At 53.8% G+C, this 21,942-nt stretch carries 24 protein-coding genes; 14 read left to right on the top strand and 10 right to left on the bottom strand.

What is annotated here, in order from left to right; translation table 11 throughout:
- Window positions 1-17: 17 nt before the first annotated feature.
- Window positions 18-860: a hypothetical protein gene (locus E2H98_RS04120; protein WP_162848233.1), complete on the bottom strand. Its 843-nt coding sequence runs from the start codon at window positions 858-860 to the stop codon at window positions 18-20.
- A gap of 38 nt (window positions 861-898) precedes the next feature.
- The gene (locus E2H98_RS04115) at window positions 899-1,246 is read right to left on the bottom strand and encodes a GFA family protein (RefSeq protein ID WP_133593809.1); all 348 of its coding nucleotides are present in this window, start codon (window positions 1,244-1,246) and stop codon (window positions 899-901) included.
- Between the two features lie 287 nt (window positions 1,247-1,533).
- Here E2H98_RS04115 and E2H98_RS04110 point away from each other — a divergent pair, with 287 nt between their 5' ends.
- The 3 genes from E2H98_RS04110 (at window position 1,534) to E2H98_RS04100 (ending at window position 5,322) form a co-directional block, all read left to right on the top strand.
- Window positions 1,534-2,814, top strand: a complete 1,281-nt coding sequence (locus tag E2H98_RS04110; protein ID WP_133593811.1) for a metal-dependent hydrolase family protein — start codon at window positions 1,534-1,536, stop codon at window positions 2,812-2,814.
- 215 nt (window positions 2,815-3,029) lie between these two features.
- Entirely contained in the window at window positions 3,030-3,605 is a 576-nt protein-coding gene (locus tag E2H98_RS04105) for a lipid-binding SYLF domain-containing protein (RefSeq protein ID WP_133593813.1), read from the top strand.
- A gap of 70 nt (window positions 3,606-3,675) precedes the next feature.
- On the top strand, window positions 3,676-5,322 hold the full coding sequence (locus E2H98_RS04100; RefSeq protein WP_133593814.1) for a DUF342 domain-containing protein: 1,647 nt from the start codon (window positions 3,676-3,678) through the stop codon (window positions 5,320-5,322).
- Window positions 5,323-5,649: 327 nt separating this feature from the next.
- Here the strand turns inward: E2H98_RS04100 and E2H98_RS04095 are convergent, their stop codons facing one another.
- The 4 genes from E2H98_RS04095 to E2H98_RS04080 form a co-directional block, all read right to left on the bottom strand.
- Window positions 5,650-6,669, bottom strand: a complete 1,020-nt coding sequence (locus E2H98_RS04095) for an IS110 family RNA-guided transposase (RefSeq protein ID WP_157591239.1) — start codon at window positions 6,667-6,669, stop codon at window positions 5,650-5,652.
- Between the two features lie 222 nt (window positions 6,670-6,891).
- Complete coding sequence (locus E2H98_RS04090; RefSeq protein ID WP_133588082.1) at window positions 6,892-7,791, bottom strand: hypothetical protein; 900 nt, start codon at window positions 7,789-7,791, stop codon at window positions 6,892-6,894.
- A complete protein-coding gene (locus E2H98_RS04085; RefSeq protein WP_133588080.1) occupies window positions 7,788-8,462 on the bottom strand; it encodes an anti-sigma factor family protein in 675 nt (224 codons plus the stop codon). The genes E2H98_RS04090 and E2H98_RS04085 overlap by 4 nt, the downstream gene beginning before the upstream one ends.
- Window positions 8,452-9,006: an RNA polymerase sigma factor gene (locus E2H98_RS04080; RefSeq protein WP_133588077.1), complete on the bottom strand. Its 555-nt coding sequence runs from the start codon at window positions 9,004-9,006 to the stop codon at window positions 8,452-8,454. Before E2H98_RS04080 ends, E2H98_RS04085 begins: the two co-directional genes overlap by 11 nt.
- Window positions 9,007-9,205: 199 nt before the next feature.
- Here E2H98_RS04080 and E2H98_RS04075 point away from each other — a divergent pair, with 199 nt between their 5' ends.
- Together E2H98_RS04075 and E2H98_RS04070 are read left to right on the top strand one after the other, a co-directional pair.
- A complete protein-coding gene (locus tag E2H98_RS04075; RefSeq protein WP_133588075.1) occupies window positions 9,206-9,670 on the top strand; it encodes an Mpo1 family 2-hydroxy fatty acid dioxygenase in 465 nt (154 codons plus the stop codon).
- A gap of 95 nt (window positions 9,671-9,765) precedes the next feature.
- Window positions 9,766-11,016 (top strand): DUF819 family protein, encoded by a 1,251-nt coding sequence (locus tag E2H98_RS04070; protein WP_133588073.1) that lies wholly within the window; start codon window positions 9,766-9,768, stop codon window positions 11,014-11,016.
- A 54-nt stretch (window positions 11,017-11,070) separates the two neighbouring features.
- Here E2H98_RS04070 and E2H98_RS04065 read toward each other — a convergent pair whose 3' ends face one another.
- Complete coding sequence (locus E2H98_RS04065; protein ID WP_133588071.1) at window positions 11,071-11,493, bottom strand: nuclear transport factor 2 family protein; 423 nt, start codon at window positions 11,491-11,493, stop codon at window positions 11,071-11,073.
- Window positions 11,494-11,778: 285 nt separating this feature from the next.
- Window positions 11,779-12,081 (bottom strand): hypothetical protein, encoded by a 303-nt coding sequence (locus tag E2H98_RS04060; RefSeq protein ID WP_133588068.1) that lies wholly within the window; start codon window positions 12,079-12,081, stop codon window positions 11,779-11,781.
- Window positions 12,082-12,325: 244 nt separating this feature from the next.
- Between E2H98_RS04060 and E2H98_RS04055 the strand changes: the two genes are divergently transcribed.
- A complete protein-coding gene (locus tag E2H98_RS04055) occupies window positions 12,326-13,228 on the top strand; it encodes a transcriptional regulator GcvA (protein WP_133588066.1) in 903 nt (300 codons plus the stop codon).
- A 3-nt stretch (window positions 13,229-13,231) separates the two neighbouring features.
- Here the strand turns inward: E2H98_RS04055 and E2H98_RS04050 are convergent, their stop codons facing one another.
- Together E2H98_RS04050 and E2H98_RS04045 are read right to left on the bottom strand one after the other, a co-directional pair.
- Window positions 13,232-13,960 (bottom strand): substrate-binding periplasmic protein, encoded by a 729-nt coding sequence (locus E2H98_RS04050; protein ID WP_157591238.1) that lies wholly within the window; start codon window positions 13,958-13,960, stop codon window positions 13,232-13,234.
- Between the two features lie 24 nt (window positions 13,961-13,984).
- Window positions 13,985-14,377 (bottom strand): hypothetical protein, encoded by a 393-nt coding sequence (locus tag E2H98_RS04045; RefSeq protein WP_133588062.1) that lies wholly within the window; start codon window positions 14,375-14,377, stop codon window positions 13,985-13,987.
- An 83-nt stretch (window positions 14,378-14,460) separates the two neighbouring features.
- On the opposite strand from E2H98_RS04045, the gene E2H98_RS04040 reads away from it, so the two are divergent.
- The 8 genes from E2H98_RS04040 to E2H98_RS04005 all read left to right on the top strand — a co-directional run bounded on the left by E2H98_RS04040 (window position 14,461) and on the right by E2H98_RS04005 (window position 21,797).
- Window positions 14,461-15,534, top strand: coding sequence for a Kelch repeat-containing protein (locus E2H98_RS04040; RefSeq protein ID WP_133588060.1), 1,074 nt, complete (start codon window positions 14,461-14,463; stop codon window positions 15,532-15,534).
- Window positions 15,535-15,729: 195 nt separating this feature from the next.
- Window positions 15,730-16,605 carry an alpha/beta hydrolase family protein gene (locus E2H98_RS04035; protein WP_133588058.1) on the top strand — a complete coding sequence of 292 codons (876 nt, stop codon included), beginning with the start codon at window positions 15,730-15,732 and terminating at the stop codon, window positions 16,603-16,605.
- Window positions 16,606-16,640: 35 nt separating this feature from the next.
- Window positions 16,641-17,243 (top strand): glutathione S-transferase family protein, encoded by a 603-nt coding sequence (locus E2H98_RS04030; protein WP_133588056.1) that lies wholly within the window; start codon window positions 16,641-16,643, stop codon window positions 17,241-17,243.
- Window positions 17,244-17,300: 57 nt separating this feature from the next.
- Window positions 17,301-17,813, top strand: coding sequence for a TIGR03546 family protein (locus tag E2H98_RS04025; RefSeq protein ID WP_133588054.1), 513 nt, complete (start codon window positions 17,301-17,303; stop codon window positions 17,811-17,813).
- Window positions 17,810-19,549 (top strand): TIGR03545 family protein, encoded by a 1,740-nt coding sequence (locus E2H98_RS04020; RefSeq protein WP_157591237.1) that lies wholly within the window; start codon window positions 17,810-17,812, stop codon window positions 19,547-19,549. The genes E2H98_RS04025 and E2H98_RS04020 overlap by 4 nt, the downstream gene beginning before the upstream one ends.
- 189 nt (window positions 19,550-19,738) lie before the next feature.
- Window positions 19,739-20,221: a YajQ family cyclic di-GMP-binding protein gene (locus E2H98_RS04015; RefSeq protein ID WP_133588050.1), complete on the top strand. Its 483-nt coding sequence runs from the start codon at window positions 19,739-19,741 to the stop codon at window positions 20,219-20,221.
- Between the two features lie 13 nt (window positions 20,222-20,234).
- Window positions 20,235-20,969, top strand: coding sequence for a hypothetical protein (locus tag E2H98_RS04010; RefSeq protein WP_133588048.1), 735 nt, complete (start codon window positions 20,235-20,237; stop codon window positions 20,967-20,969).
- A gap of 36 nt (window positions 20,970-21,005) precedes the next feature.
- Window positions 21,006-21,797, top strand: coding sequence for an SDR family oxidoreductase (locus E2H98_RS04005; protein ID WP_133588046.1), 792 nt, complete (start codon window positions 21,006-21,008; stop codon window positions 21,795-21,797).
- The last annotated feature ends 145 nt before the right edge of the window (window positions 21,798-21,942 follow it).

The raw sequence follows: 21,942 nt of genomic DNA, 5'->3' as shown, positions 1-21,942 counted from the left end.
GGTAAAAGTTTTACAATTTACGAAACAATCTTTCGAGGTTTACTGCGAAAAAGTTCAATCTCGATTTTATGTTTATCGTTGAAGTGTTCTGGATGAGATTCGCAAAAGTAGTTGTGGTATGAGGCTGCCCAAGCATATTTGGACCATATGGAGGGTGCATCCTTGTACTCCTGAAGTTTTCTTTCAACTGCCTGCTTGTGTAACTCCAGTTCAGCATAGAATGGTCCTTCTTCATCAACCGCCCAAAGTATGCAAGCTAAGTAATTCAAGAACCACTGCCCATCTGTGTCCTGCAAAACATCAGACACATGCGGTGCAATTCTTTCCTCCGCGTAATATCTTAAATGGCTTTTTACCATTTTAATGGCCGATGGTGAAAGTATTATCCTGGGATCTCTAGCTAGTTTTGACTCTCCTTCGTATGCTTCAATAAGTGCATTTCCAAACACCGCAAACTCATCTATATAAGCGTCGCCTACTGAAATTGCGCCACGCAAAAAGTATCCTTGATTTACCAGTTGAAGCTGAAAGGCGCCCAACCTGAAGAAAGCTTGCGCAAGCTCGGCTTCTCCATCATCATGAACAGGCCACCCAACTATGATGTTGTCGGTGAATACTTTTAAAGTGAAAAGATCCTTTGAAAATAAGCTTAGAGTAGTTGGTGTCAGTTGATTTTCTTGTAGCCAATGCCTTCCTGACATTAACGCCTTGTAAAAATTTTTTAGCTCTTCTTCATGCGTTTCTAGATGAGTTGACATCTTGATCATGTCAGAAAATCCAAGGATGTCGATATAAGCTAAAACGGAACGTTTTAAGCTAGGCTCTTGGTTCGCTGTTTGATACGGATTTCGTGATGTCATGGTTAAGAAGTCTCAGATTTTTTATTGTTTATGATTCATTAAATACTTTTCCCATCAAAATCCTGAATCGGAATTGCTTTCAAATCAATATCCTCAAGACAACGAATATTAATCGCCGCCATCGCATTGCCTTTCGGGTCGGTGCCTTCGCCGTAGGGATGCATGCCGCAGGTCGGGCAAAAGCGGTGTTTGATCTGGTGTTTGTTGAAGGAGTAGGTGCTGATCTGATCTTCCGGTGTCAGCAGCTTCAGTTGGCTGCGTGGCACGAACCAAAGCAGTGAGCCTTTGCGTTGGCAGATCGAGCAGTTGCAGGCCATGGCGCCGTCGATTTCGCCTTCGACTTCGAAGGCCACCTTGCCGCAGTGGCAGCTTCCTTTGTGTTTCATCGTACGTCTCCTTGTGTTTGGTGTGGCTTGATATAAGGGGGGATGAACGGCTCTCGGTTTCTCCTGTCGCAAAATACTATGTCATTCCCGCGTAGGCGGGAATCCAGTATTTCCCCGGGCCTCTATCTGAATTCCCGCCTACGCGGGAATGACACATCGGATAGCGCTCGCCTAATTCGCCAATTTTCGGGCAATGTATCAAGCCTGTGCATTTTGCCATCGGGTTTTCGTTTTACCACAAGCTGACTACACTCGGTGTTTCGTTTTGTCGTGGACTCAAGATGTTTATGAAACGCTTATTCGTTCCTTCATTGTTATTGCTTTGCAGCATGGCTCAGGCCGATACGCTGATTCATGTCGGTCGTTTGGTTGATAGCGAATCCGGCAAGGTACTGAAAGATCAGTCGATTGTTATCGCTGGCAATACCATCAAGTCGGTGCAAGGCGGGCTTGTCGATAAAGCCGGTTTTGATCAGTACATTGATTTGCGTGAATACACCGTCATGCCGGGCTTTATCGATATGCACACCCATTTGACCGGTGATGAGCTGTCGGCCACCTCCTATAACGCCCGTTTTTACATGAACCCTGCCGATTACGCCTTGCAATCGACGGTGCATGCCGAGCGCACATTAAAAGCCGGTTTCACGACGGTGCGCGACTTGGGCGACCGTGATCTGGTCAGCATCAGTCTACGCAATGCCATCAATAAAGGCTGGGTCATCGGCCCGCGCATTTTCACCGCCGGCAAATCGATTGCGACCACCGGCGGCCATGCCGACCCGAGCAACGGCATCAAATGGGAGCTGATGGGTGATCCGGAAGCGAAAGAGGGCGTGATCAACGGTGTTGCCGAAGCGCGTAAAGCGGTGCGTCAACGCTACAAGGAAGGTAGCGATTTGATCAAAATTACTGCAACCGGTGGTGTCTTGTCGCTGGCCTCCAGTGGCGACAATGCCCAGTTTCAGGACGATGAATTGGCCGCCATTGTGCAAACGGCGAAAGACTATAACTTTGCGGTCGCCGTGCATGCACATGGCAGTGAAGGCATGTTGCGTGCGGTCAAAGCCGGCGTGGATTCGATTGAGCACGGCACTTACATGACCGATCAAATCATTCGCGAAATGAAAAAGCAGGGCACCTGGTATGTACCGACCATTCTCGCCGGCAAAACTGTCGAGCGTTACGCGCAGCAGGATGGTTTTTTACCGGCCGTTGTCCGACCGAAAGCCGCGACCATCGGCCCGCAAATTCTTGATACGTTTTCTCGCGCTTACAAAGCCGGTGTCAAGATTGCGTTCGGTACTGATGCAGGCGTTTCGAAGCATGGGCAGAATGCCGAAGAATTTGTGCTGATGGTGCAAGGAGGCATGAAGCCGATGGAGGCGATTCAGGCCGCAACGATTAATGCCGCGACACTGCTCCGTCAGCAAGAAAAACTCGGCAGCATCAAGGCTGGAAAATTTGCTGATTTGGTCGCCGTCAAAGCCGACCCGCTGAAAGATATCGGCAGCTTGATGAAAGTGGATTTTGTCATGAAAGACGGCAAGGTGTACGTCTCCAAGTAACTTTTCAACAGCAGTGACAATAAGCATCATGTCACTGCTGTTCTATTTTTCCGCTTCGTAGAATTGACGAATATTTGTGATTGGTCGCTGTGGTTTTCTTATAAAAAATTAAACGCATATTCACAGAAACTCAGCAATGCGCGTGGCAGTTCATCTGTGCTTCAGTATGCGTTTGCTAGGCTTTGATGGTCATTTTCGAACAGGGAGCGCCATCAATGAAAACCACAATCATGCACACATTTACGCTGTTGTTTTGCGCTTACGGCCTAATGGGCTGCGCGAGTTTGGGACAGAGTGCCAATGAACAACGGGCCGAAATCAACAAGATGGCCAATGCGACATTGCAACATCTCTACAACGAAAAGCCCGGCTCACAATCAATGATTAGTCAGGCCGCCGGTTATGCGGTTTTTGACAACGCTGAAGTGAACGTGATTCTGGCCAGTATTGGCGGCGGATATGGTGTCGCGGTCAGCAGCACCGGCCAACGCACTTACATGAGAATGGGCACCGTCGGTGTCGGCCTGGGTGCAGGGGTCAAGGACTTCAAACAAGTGATGATTTTCCGCGATCAGGACACCTTTAATTTCTTTGTCGAAAAGGGTTGGGAGTTTGGTGGTCATGCTGATGCCGCGGCCAAGGCCGGCGCGATGGGCGCCGCCGCAGGGGGTAAGGCGACCCTGGATCAGGACATTACCGTGTTTCAGTTTACCGAGGCAGGTTTGGCCTTGCAGGCAATTGTTGCCGGCACCAAGTATTGGCGTGTTGATGAGTTGAACGCTGGGCGTTAAGCCCGAACACGTGACATCCCGGCCATCGTGATCGATACTTCATTGGTATCACACTTATCGGACTGCTGTGATGGCCGAAGTGGAATTACGTTATTTTCCCGAGCAAACCGCGGTGCAAATATTGGCCGGGGGTTTTGCTGCCAAACCGAATCGCCAGGAAGTGCTGGCAGCGCTGAAACTCAATGGCTATGACGGCTGCTACGTCGATGAAGCGGCGATTCAACAGGCGTTGACCAAGTGGCCGAAAGATCCCGAATGGCAAACGATAGGTGAGCGCCGTAACGCCCAGGTGCAGGTGCTGATCAGCAAGGACAAAATGTCGGCCTCGCTGGAGCTGACCAACGCCCAAGGCGGTTACCCGATTTCCGTTGACCTGGTCGCGTCCAGTTTGCGCAGTGCTGGCGTTAACTTTGGCATCAAATCCAGTGCCGTCAATGAGCTGATTCAGAAGGTGCTGGCAATGCCGCCGGGCCATTCCGCCTCCGGCATTGTCGCTGAAGGATTGGAGCCAGAGCACGGCCGCGACAGCCAGTTCACGGCGCTGGTATCGACGCTGGCCGACCGGATTCTGCGGCCGCGCGACGATGAACGCGGCAAGGTCGATTTCCATGAGTTTGGTGACTTACCGAGTGTAGAGGCCAATGTACCCATCATGCGTCGCGAGCCGGCGACTTCTGGCGTGCCCGGAAAAAACGTCTTGGGCGAAATCATTGAACCGGCCGCGGGCAAGGAACTGCCCTTCATGAATTACGCCGGCAGTGTCGTGCGTGAAAGCGAGCCGGACACGCTGTATTCGGCGCGTGCCGGTTTGCCAATTGGCAAGCTGCGCGGCATGGCGGTGGACGATGTCTATACCGTCAAGGAAGTGGATCTATCGACGGGCAATATCCGCTTCGAGGGCAATATCCAGGTGCAAAAAGACGTGGCCCGCAATATGGAAGTGGAAGCGCAGGGCACGTTGTTTATCGGTGGTTTTGTCGATTCCGGTCGGGTATTCAGCGCCGGAGATATGGTCATTGGCAAAGGTCTTTCCGGTGGCTTGGCCGGCAATCTCGATGAATTGAAAACCAAAGCCAGTACCGATGCCAATCTGTGGACTCAGTTCGCGCAATTCTCGCGCTTGCACACCGGCATCAACTTAATCGCCGAAAAGTTTCTGCTGCATTGCTATAGCGAAAGCAAAGGCGCGATTCGGGTTGGGCCGGACGGGGCCGGGCGCGGCAAGCTGGTTGGCGGCGAAGCGCACGCGAAAGCCTGGCTGAAAACGGATTATCTTGGTGACGAGAATGAAGTGCGTACGCAGGTTTTCATCAATCGCGATGCGATGGAGGCCAAGCAAGTCATCGCGCACTTGGATGTCGAGGTGACGGAAAAGCTGGAATCGATGCGGGCATTGAAAGCCACGCTCGATAAACCGCAAGTCAAAGCCAATGCGGAATTACGCAGCCGCATTCTTGCCACCTACCAAGACGGCATGACGCAAATGGCGGAATTGGAACAGCAACGCAAACAACAAATGGATCAATGGCAGGCGCAAATAAAGCAATGCGTTGTAGTGGTCACCCGCCAGATTTTTCCCGGCGTGGAAATCAATATTGCCGACAAAACGATGAAGTTCACGCGCCAATGTGGGCCCGGCACGATTCGTTATGCGCCGGACGGCCTGCAGTATTTTCCGGGAGAGACGGCGTTGCCGCCGATGCCAACAAACGAGTAGTCATCGTTGCGCGGCAGGCGCTCTGGTCATTGCGGCGACAGATGCTCATATGGAAAGCGATCCTGGTAGGTGCGTATATGGACTCCTCCCCTATTGCAAGCCATCGTCGAAAGCGACAAAGGAATGAGACTGCAAACGTATATCCGACCTGTTGGTGAGCGTATCAATCGCTCTGGCCATAATGGTTTTCGCTCACACCGTGCCTATCGAATTCGCGGCCTTTCCTGTTCAGGAGGCCGTCGCACCTAGCGGCATCATGGTGTGCCGGTCTTACCGTTGTGCCATTCTCGATGACTTGGCAATCTCTGGTGGGTTAACTCCTATCGCTTAATTGCTCTTCCGATAACACTGGCCTTTGCTCAACAACGCCCAGATGATGCGCGCGTTTTTGTTGGCCACGGCGACGGTGGTGACATTGGTATCGCGTCTTGCCTCCAATGCCTGGATGTTCAGGCTGCGTGCATCGTGTTTTTTTCGGCTGGCATTTACCGCCGCTCGGGCGCCGTGAATCAGCAAGGTTCGCAGTAATGGATTTCCGCGCTTGCTGATACGTCCCAGACGCTCTTTGCCTCCGCTCGAATGTTGCGTTGGCACCAAGCCCAAATACGCGGCAAATTGTCGCCCGCTGCGAAATTGTTTGGCATCACCCACTTGCGCAACTAATGCCGAAGCATTGATGGGGCCAATGCCTTCGATGGCCAGCAGTCGCTGAATGCGTTCATCGTTTTTCACGCAAGCCAGCACCTGCTTGGTCAGGGCATCGAGTTGTGCACTCATGAACGTCAGCTCGTCATAAAGCTGACGCAACAGTTGCCGCATCAACGGACACAGCTCATTGCGCGGTTCGTCGATAATCGCCGGCAACTGACGACACAATGCCGTGGCGCCATGCGTCGAGATGACAATGCCGTGCTCAGCCAATAACCCTTTGGTTTCATTGATGAGCGCGGTGCGGGCACGGGTTACTCGTTGACGCACCCGATGTAAGGCTTGCAGTGCCAGTTGCTCCGGTGGCTTGACCGTGACAAAGCGCATCGTCGGTCGTGACAGCGCTTCACAAATCGCTTCGGCGTCATTGGCATCGTTCTTATTGGATTTGACATAGGGTTTGACGAACTGCGGCGGCATCAGCTTGACCACATGGCCCAGGCTCGTCAGCCGGCGTGCCCAGTAATGCGCACCCGCACAGGCTTCCATGCCAATCAGCGTCGGGGCCAGCTTGGCGAAGAACGGCAGCATCTGTTGACGGCTGAGGCGTTTGTTCATCACTGGTTTGTCGTGGTCATTGACCGCATGAAGTTGGAAAACCTGCTTTGCCAGGTCGATTCCGATGCGCTTAATATTCATAACGGACTCCTTCCTTCTGTGACTGACATGACTCGTCAATCTCAGTCTGGCACTTCGATGCCGTGGATGGGAGGAGTCCATACCATCAAATTCATTCGCACAAAACCCTGGAATTTTCCAAGAACAAAAATGCTTGCCTACGCCGACAAAATGACATTCAAATAAAAAACCGGCATCGAAAGGCAGGTATCCGATGCCGGCAAGAGAGAACGTATTCGCCGCTTAGCTTTCGTAGCTGATGGCTGACTTGCGCAGAAACCCATTGTCCTGAATTTTGCTGACGCATTGATCCAGCAGCGATTTGCTGACTACCCAGACTCGGTGTTTGTTTTCACCCTGGCCGGCATTCTGCAGAATCAGGCTGACGTTTTCATTGTTGCTCAGGCGACGAGTGGAGCTGGCATAGGCACAGAGCGCATTGAGCAGTGTTGATTCCATTTCCGTGATCTTTTCTTGCCACTGCTTGGCGGACTCGGCGCGCATTTTTTCGGCCTTTTCATGATAAGCCTTGCGCGATTGTTCAAATGTCGTCTTGGCTTGATTCAACTGTTCTTGCAGCTTTTGCTTTTCTTTCTCCGAGACTTTATTGCGATTGCCTTCCGCGAATCTACGCTGATATTCCCGGTAATCCTTGGCGGATTTACGCAAGGCTTCACGCACTTCGCTTAGCTCAGCTCGCCACTTTTCATCGCCACGGCTCTGATAACCGAATTCGTGCGCCACTTCAGCGGCTGCCTCCATCGCTTCGGCTACGGTTTCTTCCAATTCCTCGGCATCCGGCATCGGTACTTCATGATCTTCACCGTCAAACTGGAAAGAAAAGGATGAGGGCATAGGTGGCAACGGTGCCATCGGTGCAATCAAGTACGAGCCCCAGTGAGCGCCAGGCAATTCAATGGTGAATACCATGCCCTGATTGGCCAGGTAAACGCTGCGAATATCCATATCGCGATGCATCCAACGACGCTTATCCTTGCTTTCCGGCTGGCTGGCCGTAGTCAAGATGTTTTGCAGAATCGCCATATCTTTCTGCACAGCCTGATAATCCGGCGCGCTGGCGCTCTGCGCTGCGGCCGACAGCAGTGCTGCAGACAACACGGTGGCAGTGAGAGTGGTTTTCATAAATCCTCCGATGGAGTGGTGGTGGTTAGCACCGCCGCCTTGAGCGCGCGCAGCTCGGAGCGACTTTGCTGTTGGGTATCGATAAGCCGGTTGAATACCTGGCCTTGTTGCACTTGATCTTCAGCGCGAACGGTTTCCCAGTAGTCAACAAACTGGGCGAGATCGCGACGCTGTTGTTCGCGGCTGTAAGCGAGCATCGTCGTCAGCACTTTCTGATTCGATTCCTGCTGGGTAATTTCCCAGGCGGTCAGTTGGTTGCTGACATTGATTTGCTGTTGTTGTTCGAACAGGTCCAGGCGTTTTTCCAGCGCCGCGACATCAAGCGCTGGTGTTGCCGGCTGGCCGAAACTCAAATGAAAACCTTGGTCGTTCATCTGTAAATTGGCCTGGCTGAATACCAGCGCGAACGCCGACACCGAGAACGCCAACGACAGCCAGGACATCCATGGCTTTTTCGTCGGCGCCGTCGAGAACGGTGACACCGGCTGCCAGTTCGGCACGGGCGCATCGACCCAGTGTTCGGTCATGTCGGCCAGTGCCTGCAAGTGCTCGACATCCTGCTGGCAGTGCGGGCACTGCCGCAGATGTTCGACCACTTCGGCCCGTTGCGCTGGCGGCAAACGGTCGTCGACAAATTCACTCAATAGCAAACCGATTTGATCACAGTGCATGGTAAAGCTCCTTGTGGCCGCGCATCGTTTTCAGGGCGGCATACAAGCGGGTTTTGGCCGTGTTGGCCGGAATACCGATTTGGCCGGCAATGTCTTCAAACGTCAGACCCTGAAAAAATTTCAGTTCAACAACCTGACGCTGCTCAAACGGTAGCCGTTGCAACACCGTTAATAATTGCCGGCGCAATTGATGATGCTCGGCATCGCTTTCCAGCGAACCGGATGCCGGTTCGTGGTCTTGCACGTCTTCGGCCCGGTGCAGCGGATTGCCGCGTCGCCGGCGCAAAAAATCGACCGAACGATGGCTGGTGATGCGCAGCAGCCAGGCTGGAAACGGGCCATCGTGGCGGTAGTTCGGCAGATTGCGGAAAGCCGCCAGAAATGACTCCTGCATCAAATCCAGCGCGTCCTGCTGACTGCCGGTCATCCGGTAAGCCAGGTTGTAGACCCGGCTTTCGTATCGCCGCACCAGCTTCACCCAGGCTCGTTCAGAGCCGGACAGGGCGCGGCTGATCAGCTGCTTGTCATCGTCCAGTAACCACATTTGTTGTTCACCGTTTGGGTTCTGTAGCTATTGTCGCAGGCGATTGGAAAAAAGTTTGCCGGAATGAATGCGAGCTCAGATTCTTGCGCCATTTATGTTGCGATGCCGCATCATCGATGCTGCTGTATCGGTGACGGACGCCGCCGCAAAATGCTACTGTGTGGTCTGATGACTCGGTTTTGTTTCTGGAGTGTTATCGATGAAAACTGCTGGTCAATGGCTCGACGAATACGGTGCCAGTCACCAAAACCCTACCAATAAATTGATTCACTGGTTTTGTGTGCCGGTGATTTATTTCACCGTTGCCGCCTTTTTGTACGCGATTCCGATGCCGTTTGCCGAGAAATCACTGTTCATCAATTGGTCGGCTTTCGTCATGGTGTTGGTCGCGATCTATTACCTACGTCTGAATCTGGCGCTCGGTGTGTTGATGGCGGCGTTCTCCTTTGGCTGCCTATGGTTGTCGCACTGGCTCGATTTGCATGCGGCTTTTCCTCTGTGGCAAATCGCCGCGGCACTGTTTGTGTTGGCCTGGATCGCCCAGTTTATTGGCCACCATATCGAAGGTAAGAAGCCTTCATTCTTGAAAGATCTGCAATTCCTGATGATCGGCCCGGCCTGGGTGTTTGGGTTTTTGTTGCGCAAGGTTGGCGTTTCCCTGTAAGGTTTCGCCGATTTTGAAATGAGTGGCGCGTTTGACGCGCCATTTTTTTGAGACGCCTGATCAACATTCCAATATTCCCCCAATCGGATCAGACAATGAATAGTGCAGTGATGTTTTCCGACGACCGCGTCGTCATGGGCTTGTTGGCCGTGACGCTTGGCTTTGTGTTCTACACTTCGAAGAGTTCGCACCCGCTCTGGCAGAAATTCTATAAATGGGTACCCGCCCTGTTTATGTGCTATTTCCTGCCCAGTTTGCTCAATACCTTTCAGATCATTGATGGCAATGCGTCCGGCTTGTACAAAATGGCCAAGGATTATCTGCTGCCATGCTCGCTGGTGTTGTTGACCCTGAGTGTTGATTTGCAGCGCTTGCTGGCGCTAGGGCCAAAAGCGCTGATCATGTTTTTGACGGCGACCGCCGGCATCATTATCGGTGGTCCGCTGGCGATGCTGGCGTTCACCGCGGTCATGCCGGAGCACGGTTTTACCGAAGCCGGTCAGGAATTGTGGCGAGGCATGAGTACCGTTGCCGGTAGCTGGATTGGTGGTGCCGCCAACCAGGCCGCGATGAAAGAAACCTATGCCGTGCCGGGCGATCTGTTTTCGATCATGGTCACCGTCGATATCGTTGTCGCCAATATCTGGGTCGGTATTCTGTTTTTGTTTATCAATCGCGCCGAGAAAATGGATGCGTGGTTAAAAGCTGATAACAGTTCGATTGTTGAGCTGCGTCAGACCGTCGAGAAGTTCGAGAAAGAACATCACCGCGACACGACGCTGGCCGATCTGATGGTGATGTTTGCGCTGGCCATGGGTATCACCAGCTTGTCACATTGGCTGGGCGGACACACCGCCAGCTTTTTCGGTAGCAATTTCCCGGAGCTGAAAGCCTGGAGTCTCGATAGCACGTTCCTGTGGCTGGTGGTTTACGCTACGGCCGGTGGCGTGTTGCTGTCGTTCACCAAAGCGAAAAACCTCGAAGGTGCCGGCGCCTCAAAAGTCGGCAGCGCATTTTTGTATGTGTTGATTGCCACGGTCGGCATGCATATGGACATCACGGCGGTGATCAAGCACTGGCAGTTGTTCTTCCTCGGTATGATCTGGATTGCTGTGCACGCGATTTTGCTGCTGACGGTTGCCAAACTGATTCGGGCGCCAACATTCTTTATCTGTGTTGGCAGCCAGGCCAATATCGGTGGTGCCGCGTCGGCGCCCGTGGTTGCTGCGGCGTTCCACCCGTCGCTGGCCTCGGTTGGCGTATTGATGGCCGTGTTTGGTTATGTGCTCGGTACCTATGGTGCCTATGTATGCGCCGAAATGATGCGCCTGGCAGCGGGTGGATAAACTGCTGTGTTAAACAAAAAACCGGCCAGCAGGCCGGTTTTTTATCGCCGCTAATTAATCGCAGGCATGTGATGGGAAATACCAGACGTTGAGAATTTTCTGTTCGCGTAACTGGTAAATCGCCAGACTGCATTGCTGGCGGATTTGATCTTGGTGTGGCCAGCTGGCTTGTTCGATGACGCTGATAAATTCACCGCTTTGCTGCCAGCTCAGCACCGCCGAGCGCGTTTGATGGCTACCAGCGAAATGCGTTTGCATGGCTTCAGCCAGTGCGTTTGTCCCTGAGGTTTCGCTGCTGAGTTTGTCCTGCTCCACCCACATCCAACGAATCTGATCATCGCAATGGCGCAGCATTTCTGTCAGGTTGCGTTCGTTGTAAGCATTGATAAAGGACTGCACCACCGGATGCGGTGCTTCGGCATAAAGCGATGAACTGCAGATGAGCAAAGTCAGCAGCAGTAGTTGGCGAAGGGGCATGGCGATTCCCAAAGCGGTGTGTCGGAAGCGCACTGTAGCGGCAACGCGTCGCGACGGCAAAAATCGCGGGCAAAAAAAAAAGGAACCGCAAGGCGGTTCCTGTTTAGCAGTGTTAATGCCGAGGTGGCGTATTACGGAGGGATGCCACGTCAGCCACGCTAATCAACGCTAAGGAGACAGAAGTAAACCCGAAACTCCCGTCAGCAACACGACATCAGATGCTAACGGTCAATGCGAACTGCTTCGCCGGATAAAGGTTTCGAACTTCATCCGAAACCGCTCGTGTTACGGAGCGGGACGGCCTTGCTCATTTTCCTGAAAGGCCAGCAGGTGCATTTCAATCATGGCGTTACTGTCGGCAAACACCAGTTTGATTTGTTCTGCCAGCACTTCAGGCGAAAGCGCCTGGGCCAAAACTTCACGTTTCATGTGGTTGACCGATGCGTGACCCAGTTTGGTCGCGCCGGCCTGCCATTCACGTGCGATTTGCTCACGGTCGAGGGCAAAGCTGGAATCTTTGGCCATCGCCGGAGCGGCTGCCAGGGCAGCCAGTACTACACACACAAAGCTCAATGCAGACTGTTTCATGTTCATACCCCTACGAGTTCATTCCGTCGAACGCCGATTCACCTCGATACCAATCCCGTCTGGATTCCGTCCAATCAGGATTACCTCGGGCCGGGTGTTCAAAGCTGGGTGTTCAAGCCAGCTCATCCGACTTGCTGCGTTGCAGCAGCTCATCGATGGCGCGCATTTTGACGTTGGGCTGACGGCTTTTCAAACGATGATTTATAATGCTTTACATGAAAAAAACTAATGTGAAACCTTGTCCATGAGCCGTCGATTACCGCCGCTGAACTCGCTGAGAGCGTTTGAGGCAGCCGCTAGAAACCTAAGTTTCACAAGGGCTGCCGAGGAGATTCATGTAACTCAGGCTGCGATCAGTCACCAGATTAAAGCATTAGAAGATTTCCTTAATGTGAAATTATTCACGCGAAAAAACCGGGAATTGCTCTTGACAGACGAGGGCCAGATGTATTGGCCGGTCATTCGTGATGTGTTCGAAAAGCTGGCGGACGCCACCGAACGGGTGCGGGCGAAGGTGGCGGCCGGGCCACTTTCGGTGTCGGTGGTGCCGACGTTTGCCGTGCAGTGGTTGGTGCCGCGCCTGAGCCGGTTCAGCGAATTGCACCCGGAAATCGACGTGCGATTGAAAGCCTCGGATGCCGAGGTGAATTTTCACGACGACAATGTCGATGTCGCGATTTATTTCGGCGACGGCAGTTGGTCGGATTTGCACGTCGAGCGTTTGCTTGAGGAGTTTTTGTTTCCGGTCTGTTCGCCGCAGCTTGCCAAAGGCAGTAAACCGCTGAAAACGCCGGCCGATTTGTCCCAGCACAGTCTGTTGCACGATGAAAGTTTCGATGGCTGGCGACGCTGGCTGAATTATGTCGGCGCCAAGTCGGTGCGCTGGAACCGCGGCCCGGTGTTTTCACACACGGCGATGGTGTTGCAGGCAGCTGCGCACGGTCAGGGCGTGGCGCTGGCGCACTCGGTGTTGGCCCAGAACGATTTGGCTTCAGGCCGTTTGGTTCGGCCATTCGACCAAATGCTGCCGTTGGAAGAGGGGTATTTTTTGGTTTGTCCGCGTGCGGCAGCTGACCGGCCGAAAATCGTCGCGTTTCGGCAATGGTTGCAACGCACGATTGAAGAAGATCGAAAGCTGCTGAGTTGAGGTTTACTCGAACAGCGGAATTTCGCCCCGATCCTGCAGTTGCCGCAGCATCAGATTGAAGCTCGCCATCTTGCGCTCGGCCTCTGCGGATTTGCGTAAGCAAAGGTAAAGTTTTTTGTATTCGAGTTTCTGCGGATTGATTTGTAGCAGGGTTCGTCCCGGTAACAGCGACGCGTCGTGACTGAGCAGATAGGCAAATACGTTTTCGTCAATCACCACCAGATCGAGTCGACCATAAAGCAGCTTGCGCAGGTTTTTCTGGTCGTCGCTGGCCTCATCGGTGCGCAGCCAACCGTCGCGGACGGCAGCATCAAAATCGCGGGTATTGACGTAGTCGGTGACGACGCCAATCGTGTATGGCTTTAAATCCTGCAATCGCTGCCAGCGAATGGGCCGTTCGGTTTGTTCAGCGAGACCAAGCCAGCCGCCGCCAATGGGATCGGAAAACAGGAAATTCGCCGTTAACGCTTCGGCGTAGTATTCCGGGAAATAACCTTCAATCTGATTCTGGCCGGTGCGCGCCTCGCGCACCGTTCGTGACCACGGACGAAAGCGGATTTTGGGATCAAAACCGGCCGCCTGCCAGACCTTCTCCACGACGGCCGTGGTGTGGCCGCGGTCAGGTAGCGCTTCGGTCGTGTACGGTGGCCATTCCAGGGTATTCAGGCGAACAACAGGACGCGTTTCGGCGGCGGCCAATAACGCTGGCACCAGCAACAACACGAGTCTCAACCACCGCCTCGTCATGCACCGCCCTCACCGGGTGTTCGTATGCACCCAATCAATTATCGTTTGGTTATTCAGTTCTACCCGGATAACCGTGGCACCTATTACCAAGGTTAGACTGTTTGCCGGGTTTTGCAGTTGCTCGCTGAGCCGTGCTGGCAGCAACTTGGCGTCGGCAAAGTAAGGTGCAGGTAGCACCTCGCCTTTTTTCAGTAGCTTTTCGGAAAGCGGTTGGGCTGGGGCGGCGGGCTTACTGCCTTGATGATATTGCTGATAAAGCTGCTGGTCGGCTTGCTGCTGCTGGTAATAGGCAGCAATCGCGGCTCGTTCGGCGCTGGTGAATTCGGCTGATTTGGCCGGTTCGGCTGCTGCCGTGACAGCGCTCAGCGCCAGCAAGGACAAGAAAATAAACCACTTGGGCATGGCAATCTCCAGGGAAGTGACTTGCCACAACTTAGCATGGCTCGGCAGAATGCTGCCGTTACCCTGTCGACAAAGGGCAAAGGATGTCTTATCTAGCGCGCTGGGCATTGGTGTGGGCATTGTGCTGTGGCGCTCCCAGTTTTGCCGCCGAACCGTTGAATCAGTCGGCGCTGCCGCCAGTACCTCAGCCTCTGGCCAACAATGCGGTTGCTCGTTTGGATATCGCCGGACGCTACCGTCTGTATTCATTCATGGGCCTTGGGCCGGGCAAAGCCGCCGAGGATATTTCCCGCGCCGCTTACGAACTCGACGCCGATACCGGTCGTTGGCATGTGTTGCCGCCGGTGCCGGGGCCGTCCCGGCTCGCCAGTGTCGCCGCCGGTGCTGGGCGCTACCTATACCTATTTGGCGGCTACACCGTCGCCGGTAACGGTGAAGAAGTCTCGACGCCGGAGGTCTGGCGTTTCGACCCATTGCAACGTCGCTATGACCCGATGCCGCCGATGCCAAAACCGGTCGATGATTCGGTGGCACTGGTTTGGCGCGAGCGCCATATCCTGCTGATCTCCGGCTGGCACAACGATGGCAATGTCAGCGATGTGCAGTGGTTCGATACCGGTGCTGAACGATGGAGCAAGGCAACAGCATTTCCGGGTAAAGCCGTTTTCGGCCACGCTGGCGGGCTGCTCGATGATCACATGCTGATTTGCGGCGGCGTTTATGTCGCCGGCGTTGAGCAAGGGCGACGCCAATATCGACTCAGTGATGAATGCTGGCTTGGTTATCTGAATGAGAATGTGCTCGGTGACATTCAGTGGCGGCCGATCAAAGCGCCTAGCAGTGCTTTTCGCTATCGCGCTGCCGCCACCGGCACCCGTTTGCGTGGTCGTCATATCGTGTTCGCGGGTGGCACCCAGCGGCCGTACAATTACAACGGCATTGGCTATGACGGCGTGCCGGCAGAACCAGTGGCTGAGGTCATGGCATTCAACCTGCACAACCAAACCTGGGAAAACTGGGGAACACTACCCACACCGACGATGGATCATCGTGGCTTAATGGAATTGAATGGCGGCTTGGTGACGATTGGTGGCATGGAGAGCGGGCAGAAAGTGACACCGGTGGTGCGCCGCTTCATTCCGCCAACGCGGCGCTGACGAAAAAAACAACAGCGCCCGGCGTGTCATGGTGTTGGCGGGGTGCGGACTGACTCCCACGTCTCGTTCACAATGTTTTCCACAGCCGGTGTGGACAGAAGTCGGTGCAAAAATATCCAGAAAACGGCGCATGGTTTGCGCCGCCTTTCGATACCCGACTGAACAAAAACAAATCAATTGAGGTAACGCCATAACATGGCTGATGTGCTGAACAGTGTCGAAACCGAAATCCGTTGCGCCGACGACACGCATTTGCGGGCAACGCTATGGCGTCCGGCACAGGCCAATGGCTGTGTGGTGCAAATCAATTCGGCGCTGGCCGTGCAGCGGCGATTTTATCAACGTTTTGCCCAATTTTTGGCCGAACGTGGTTTTACCGTATTGAGTTATGACTATCGCGGTATTGGCGATAGCTTGCACACGCATCCGCGTTTGAGTTCAGCGACCTTCCGCGATCTCGGTGAACGCGATATGGCGGCAGCCGTCAGTTACGTGAAACAACATTTTCCTGATTTTCGTCATGTCGTTGTCGGCCATTCGGCTGGCGCGGCGTTGTTTGGCCTAGCACCCAATTGCGACGAAGTCGATGCGGTATTTGCCGTCGCCGCACCCTCCGCCTGGACCGGCCATTACGATTGGCCTTATCGCGCCACGGTGTGGTCGTTCTTCAATATTTTTATTCCGGTGACGACACCGCTGTTCGGTTATTTTCCAGGGCAATATTTCGGCGTTGGCCCGCTACCCAAAGGCATCGCTCAACAATGGCGACGCTGGTCACGCTCGCCGCATTATGTCGTGTCATCGGATGGTGAACCGCTGCGTGAACATTATGCGCGCTGTCGTCAGCCGATGCGTTTTGTCCATTTGTCCGATGATCGGCTTTATGCTCCACTGTCGTCGGTAAAAAGCGTTGCCGGTTTTTACCGCAACGCACCGCGCCAGATCGTCACCATTCGGCCACGCGATATTGGCGTCAAACAAATTGGTCATTTCGGCTTTTTCCGCAGCCGCATGCCGGATCAGCTTTGGCAATCGGCGGCGGACTGGTTGTTGAATCCGGCCAGACCCTAACAATTTTTCTGCACGCAAGAGAAAGGAGTTCCAGCATGTACACGTTGTATGAAATGGCGGCCAGTGGTAATTGCTATAAATGTCGCCTGGCGATGACGCAACTGCATATTCCGTTTGAGCGCGTCGAAGTTAATTTGCAGGGCGGTGAACAATACGGCCCAGCGTTCAAGGCCATGAATCTGAACAGCAAGGTGCCGGTGTTGAAAATCGATGCACAGCGTGCGCTGCCGGAATCCAATGCGATCTTGTGTTTTGTTGCGGAAGGTCGCGCGTTGATGCCGAGTTCGCCATGGGCCAAAGCGCAAGTCATGCAATGGCTGTTCTTCGAGCAATACAGTCACGAACCCTACATCGCCACCGTGCGCTTCTGGAAAGCGTTTTCTGGCGCGCCAGAACGTTTCGCTGCGGATATCGCCCGTTGCATGCCGCGCGGTTATAAAGCGCTGGATGTCATGGAACAACACTTAAGTCGTAACGTGTTTTTTGCGGACAATATCTATACGATTGCCGATATCGCCCTGTATGCCTACACTCATTGTGCAGCGGATGGCGGCTATGACTTGCATGCGTATCCGCATATCCGCCGCTGGTTGCATCGGGTGGAGCAGACGGCGGATTTTGTTCCGCTGAAGGCGTAATTCCGTATACCGCCGTAGTTTTCCTGATCGCGCAGACAACAGCCAAGGAGAAATGCTGTGCTCGGCACTTTGATCAAAATCCTGAAAGTCCTGAATTCTGAAACCGGCCCTTGGCAACTGGCTTTTGGTGTCAGCCTCGGCATGTTGTTTGGGCTGACACCGCTGCTCAGTCTGCATAACCTGATTGTCGTGTTGATTGCGCTGTGGTGCCGGGTGAATCTGAGCTTGTTTTTTGTCTCATTCGGTTTGTTTTCCGCCATCGCTTATTTGCTTGATCCGGTATTCCATCAAACCGGTTATGCCGTGCTGAACAGCAACGCACTGCTGCCACTATGGACCGACTGGTATAACGACGCGTTTTTGCGCTGGACCCGGTTCAACAATACCGTTGTCATTGGTTCATTGCTGATAGCGCTGCTGGCCTTGTTGCCCATGACGTTGCTGGCGCGTTTCGGCGTGCGCTATTACCGTCAACACTGGCAGGCAAAACTGGAGAAAACGCCGTTGATGAAATGGCTGCAAACGACCCGCGTAACGGAAGCGTTCACCCGTCTGGGAGGTTCGTCATGAAGTGGTTACGCTGGCAGGGCTTGGTGGGATTTTTCGCCGTTATCGCGTTGGTCGCGCTGCTGTGGTGGTGGCTCGCGGATTGGTGGATTGCGCGCACGATTGAGCGCGTTGGTTCGGATACTGTTGGTGCTGAAGTCAATGTCGGCCAAGTCGATTTGCGCTTGCAGCAAGGGCAGTTTGTGCTTGACCGTTTGCAGGTGACCAACGCCTCGCAACCAGAGCGCAACCTGATTGAGATTGGTCAGATCGATGCTCGCATCAATACCGAACAATTGCTCTGGCGCCGGGTGCATATCGAAGACATGCAGATCAACGGCATTCAATTCAACACGATGCGGCAAAGCAAAGGCTGGGTCGCGGAAGGCGGGCCAAAAGGCATTGCTGGTCTGGTGCCGGAAATCGCCAATTTCGATTTTGCTGCGCTCGGCGACAGTGACAGCGCGATGGCGCTGCTCGATAACCTGAAGCTGGAGTCGCTGCAATCGGTGCAGGCTTTGCAGAATGATATCCAACAGGCACGCGAGCAATTTGAGCAAAAGCGCGTACAGCTGCCGGATGAAGCGAAAATCGAGTCCTATCAGCAACGCTTCAAGAAGCTGAAAGAAGGCAGTGACGGCAAAGGCCTGGAACGCGGTTTGGCCTTGCTTGGCAAGGGCAAGGAGCTTGACCAGCTGCGCAAGGAAATCAAAGCGGATTTGAATAATATTCGCGCGCTGCGCGACCAGGTGCAGCAAAACTACAAGCAGTTCAAGAATCGCTATCAGGAAATCAAGGCGGCGCCGGCTAAGGATGTCGACCGCATGCTGAACAATTTCAGTTTCGATGTGCCGGGTTCTGATCGGCTGATTTCCGGCGTGCTCGGTCCGACATTGGAAGGGCAATTGAATGACGGTCTGCAGTTTTACCAAAGCGCCGAGCCGTGGATCAACAAGGCCAGGGTCGTGGCCGGGCAGGATCCGGACGCGCCACCGCCACCGGCACGTGCCGAAGGCGTCAACGTGCATTACCCGGAGCGCGATCCGCAGCCGGAATTCTGGTTGAAAAAAGCCTCATTGAATGGCTTGCTGGAATGGGCTGGTTGGCAAGGGGATTTCAGTGGCCAGTTGACGGATGTTACCGATCAGCCGCAACTCGTTGGCAAACCGATTGCGTTGAGTCTGAAAGGCACAGGCAAAGCCGGCGGTGCGTTCAACCTGGACGCGACGATCGACACGATACCGGCGGCGCCAGCGATTGATGTCAACGCCGTCGTTGATGGCATCAAGCTAGGCAGCTACACGCTGAGCCGCGATCCGCAACTGGCGCTGACCAGTCAATCGGCAACCCTGAACGCCCAGCTTAGCGGCAGCAGCGATGACAGTGGCGCCCACATGAATCTGGCCATGCGCTTTCGTGATTTGGCCTTGAATGTGCAAAGCAACAACGACAATGACATTGTCCAGACGATCATCAATGAAATCGGCAAGACCGACGCGCTCGATATTTCGCTGAATTACCAGCGCCAAGGCGAGGAAGTCATGCGCCGGCTGAAGAGCTCGCTGGATGATATCGTCAAGCGGGCCGTGCGCTCGGCGTTGAAACAGGAACTGTCGAAGCAAACCGAAAAGGTGCGGGCAAAACTGATGGCTCAGGCCAATGAGGCGCTGGCGCCGGTTGACGATGCATTGCAGCAATTTGGTGGTTTGGAAGCCTTGTTGGCCGACAAGGAAAAGCTGCTGGAGGGGCTGCTGAAATGAACCGCGGTTGCATCAACGCGAGCAATCAGACGGCCAATTCGCGCTATCGCCAATGACAACGATGGAATTTCATTGGCGATTTTTCCAATCGAGGCTGACCCCAAAGGCTTGGTAATAATGGCGGTTGAGCGTTTTGTGAACGAACTCATGCTATGATCGCGCCACCCGAGTTGTCATACCACTTACTCCATGCCCTCGTTTGATGTTGTTTCCGAAATTGACCGCCATGAATTGACCAACGCGGTCGACCAGGCCCGGCGGGAATTGGACACCCGTTTCGATTTTCGCGGTACCGATGCCCGTATCGATCACACTGACATGCAATTGAAACTGGTTGCCGATTCCGAGTTCCAACTCCAACAGTTGACCGATATCGTTACCCAGAAACTCAGCAAGCGCGGCATCAGCCTTGGCGCGCTGGAAATTGCCGATCCGGAACCATCCGGCAAAACCGTGCAATGCACCGTGACGCTGAAAGAAGGTATCGAACAGACGCTGGCGAAAAAGATCAACCAATTGATCAAGGACGCCAAGCTGAAAGTGCAGTCGCAGATCAACGGCGACAAGCTTCGGGTAACCGGTAAGAAGCGTGATGACTTGCAAGAAGTCATTGCCATGTTGCGCGGCGCCGACATCGAGCAGCCTTTGCAGTTCAATAATTTCCGTGATTGAGGAAGAGGGTGTCATGAAACGTGCACTACTGATTTCGTTGTTCAGCGTCATGTTGATGCCGTCTGCGCATGCAGCGGATCTGTGTCTGGAAGGCGTTTGCATCGGTCAGGACATTCGTGAAGTGAATGCCCAATGGCGACCCGTGACCTTGCAACCGCAGGAACAAGTTGATGTTCGCAATATGTTGGCCAACCAACCGGTCAAACAAATTTTCGATCAGCGCAATGAATTGCTGGTGGCGCCCGAGGCGGTGCTGAAAGATCTGTATCCCTTTGTTATTCGTCGTCAGATTTTCGACGGCGAGGTGTTGAATAAACTGAAAGGCGTGCAAGCCTTTTGTACCTCAACGACGTTGACCGGTGAGTTGAAGTATCAGGGCGATGGCCGGGTATTTGTCACCTTCCGCGCCATGCCAGATGAAAATGGTAATGCCCAACTGCGGGTAATTGCCATTGAAAAGCAATTCGACATCATGGCGTTTTCTCTGCGCCCGCAAGATCGTGATAAAGACAAAGCCAAGCGCAAAGAGCTGAAAGCCCAGTATCCGGAAATGGTCGAAACCCGCGATCTGGATACTGCACGACCTAATTCGGCCGAAGTCAGCTTTGCCTCGACGCTGCTCGGTTATCGCTTTTTGTCCGACGTGTCGATTCCGCTGACGCTGCGCATGCGCGACACCGCTGATCTGCAAATGATGGAAGATGTTGCCGGCAACAACGTGCTGTGCAAACAAACCTACGGTTTGTAATTTTCTTTATCGACTGAAAAGAACAAGGCAAAGCGCATGCATTTGCAGGGCAAGACCATTTGGTTGACGGGCGCCTCCAGTGGCATTGGTGAGGCATTGGCGCAGGCCTTGGCTGCACACGGTGCCCGTTTGATTCTGACGGCGCGCCGCGAGGCATTGCTCGTTGATGTGCGCAATCGTTGCGCCAATGCCGAATCCCATATCCTGTTGCCGTTTGATTTGGCCGATGTTGACCGATTGGATGAGCTGGTGCAAACCGCTATCGCCAAAGCCGGCCATATTGATGTGTTGATCAACAATGCCGGCATTGGTCAGCGGGCGACGGTCATGGAAACGACGATGACCGTCGATCGCCAAATCATGGAAATCAATTATTTTTCCATTGTTGCGCTGACCCGGGCCTTGTTACCGCATTTGCTGACGCGGCCGGACGCGATGGTCGTCGGCATTGCCAGCCTGATGGGCAAATTCGCGACACCGCGTCGTTCTGCCTACTGCGCCTCGAAACATGCGTTGATTGGTTTTATGGATGCGTTGCGGGCGGAAATGCACGACACCGTGGTAAAGGTACTGGTGGTTTGCCCGGGCTGGATTCGCACACCGTTTTCCGTCAGTGCCTTGAAAGGCGATGGCCAGCAGCAGGGGTCAATGGATAATGCCCAGAAAAAAGGCATACCAGCAGAAACCTGTGCTGCGGCGATTATCAAGGCGATGCATCAGAACAAGGCCGAGATCATCGTTGGCGGTAAAGAACGGCATGGCGCTTGGTTGAAGCGATTTTTTCCAGGCCTGCTGCGCAAGCTGGTCACGAAAGTACCGATAACCTGAGTGTCGGCACTGCCGTAGAATGTTCGTCAGTTTTTGGCGCAATGCGGCATTTCACGTTATGCTGATCTCAAGCGTTGATGAGCAATTCGCATCGTGGCTCATCGACATGTCACCTTCTGCTTTTATTCCAATCGGTGATTCCCGA

Origin of the sequence: Permianibacter aggregans, assembly GCF_009756665.1 — a bacterium.
GTDB lineage: Bacteria > Pseudomonadota > Gammaproteobacteria > Enterobacterales > Permianibacteraceae > Permianibacter > Permianibacter aggregans.
Note: the sequence above shows the minus strand (reverse complement) of the source record. Positions and strands in the feature narration are given on the sequence as shown.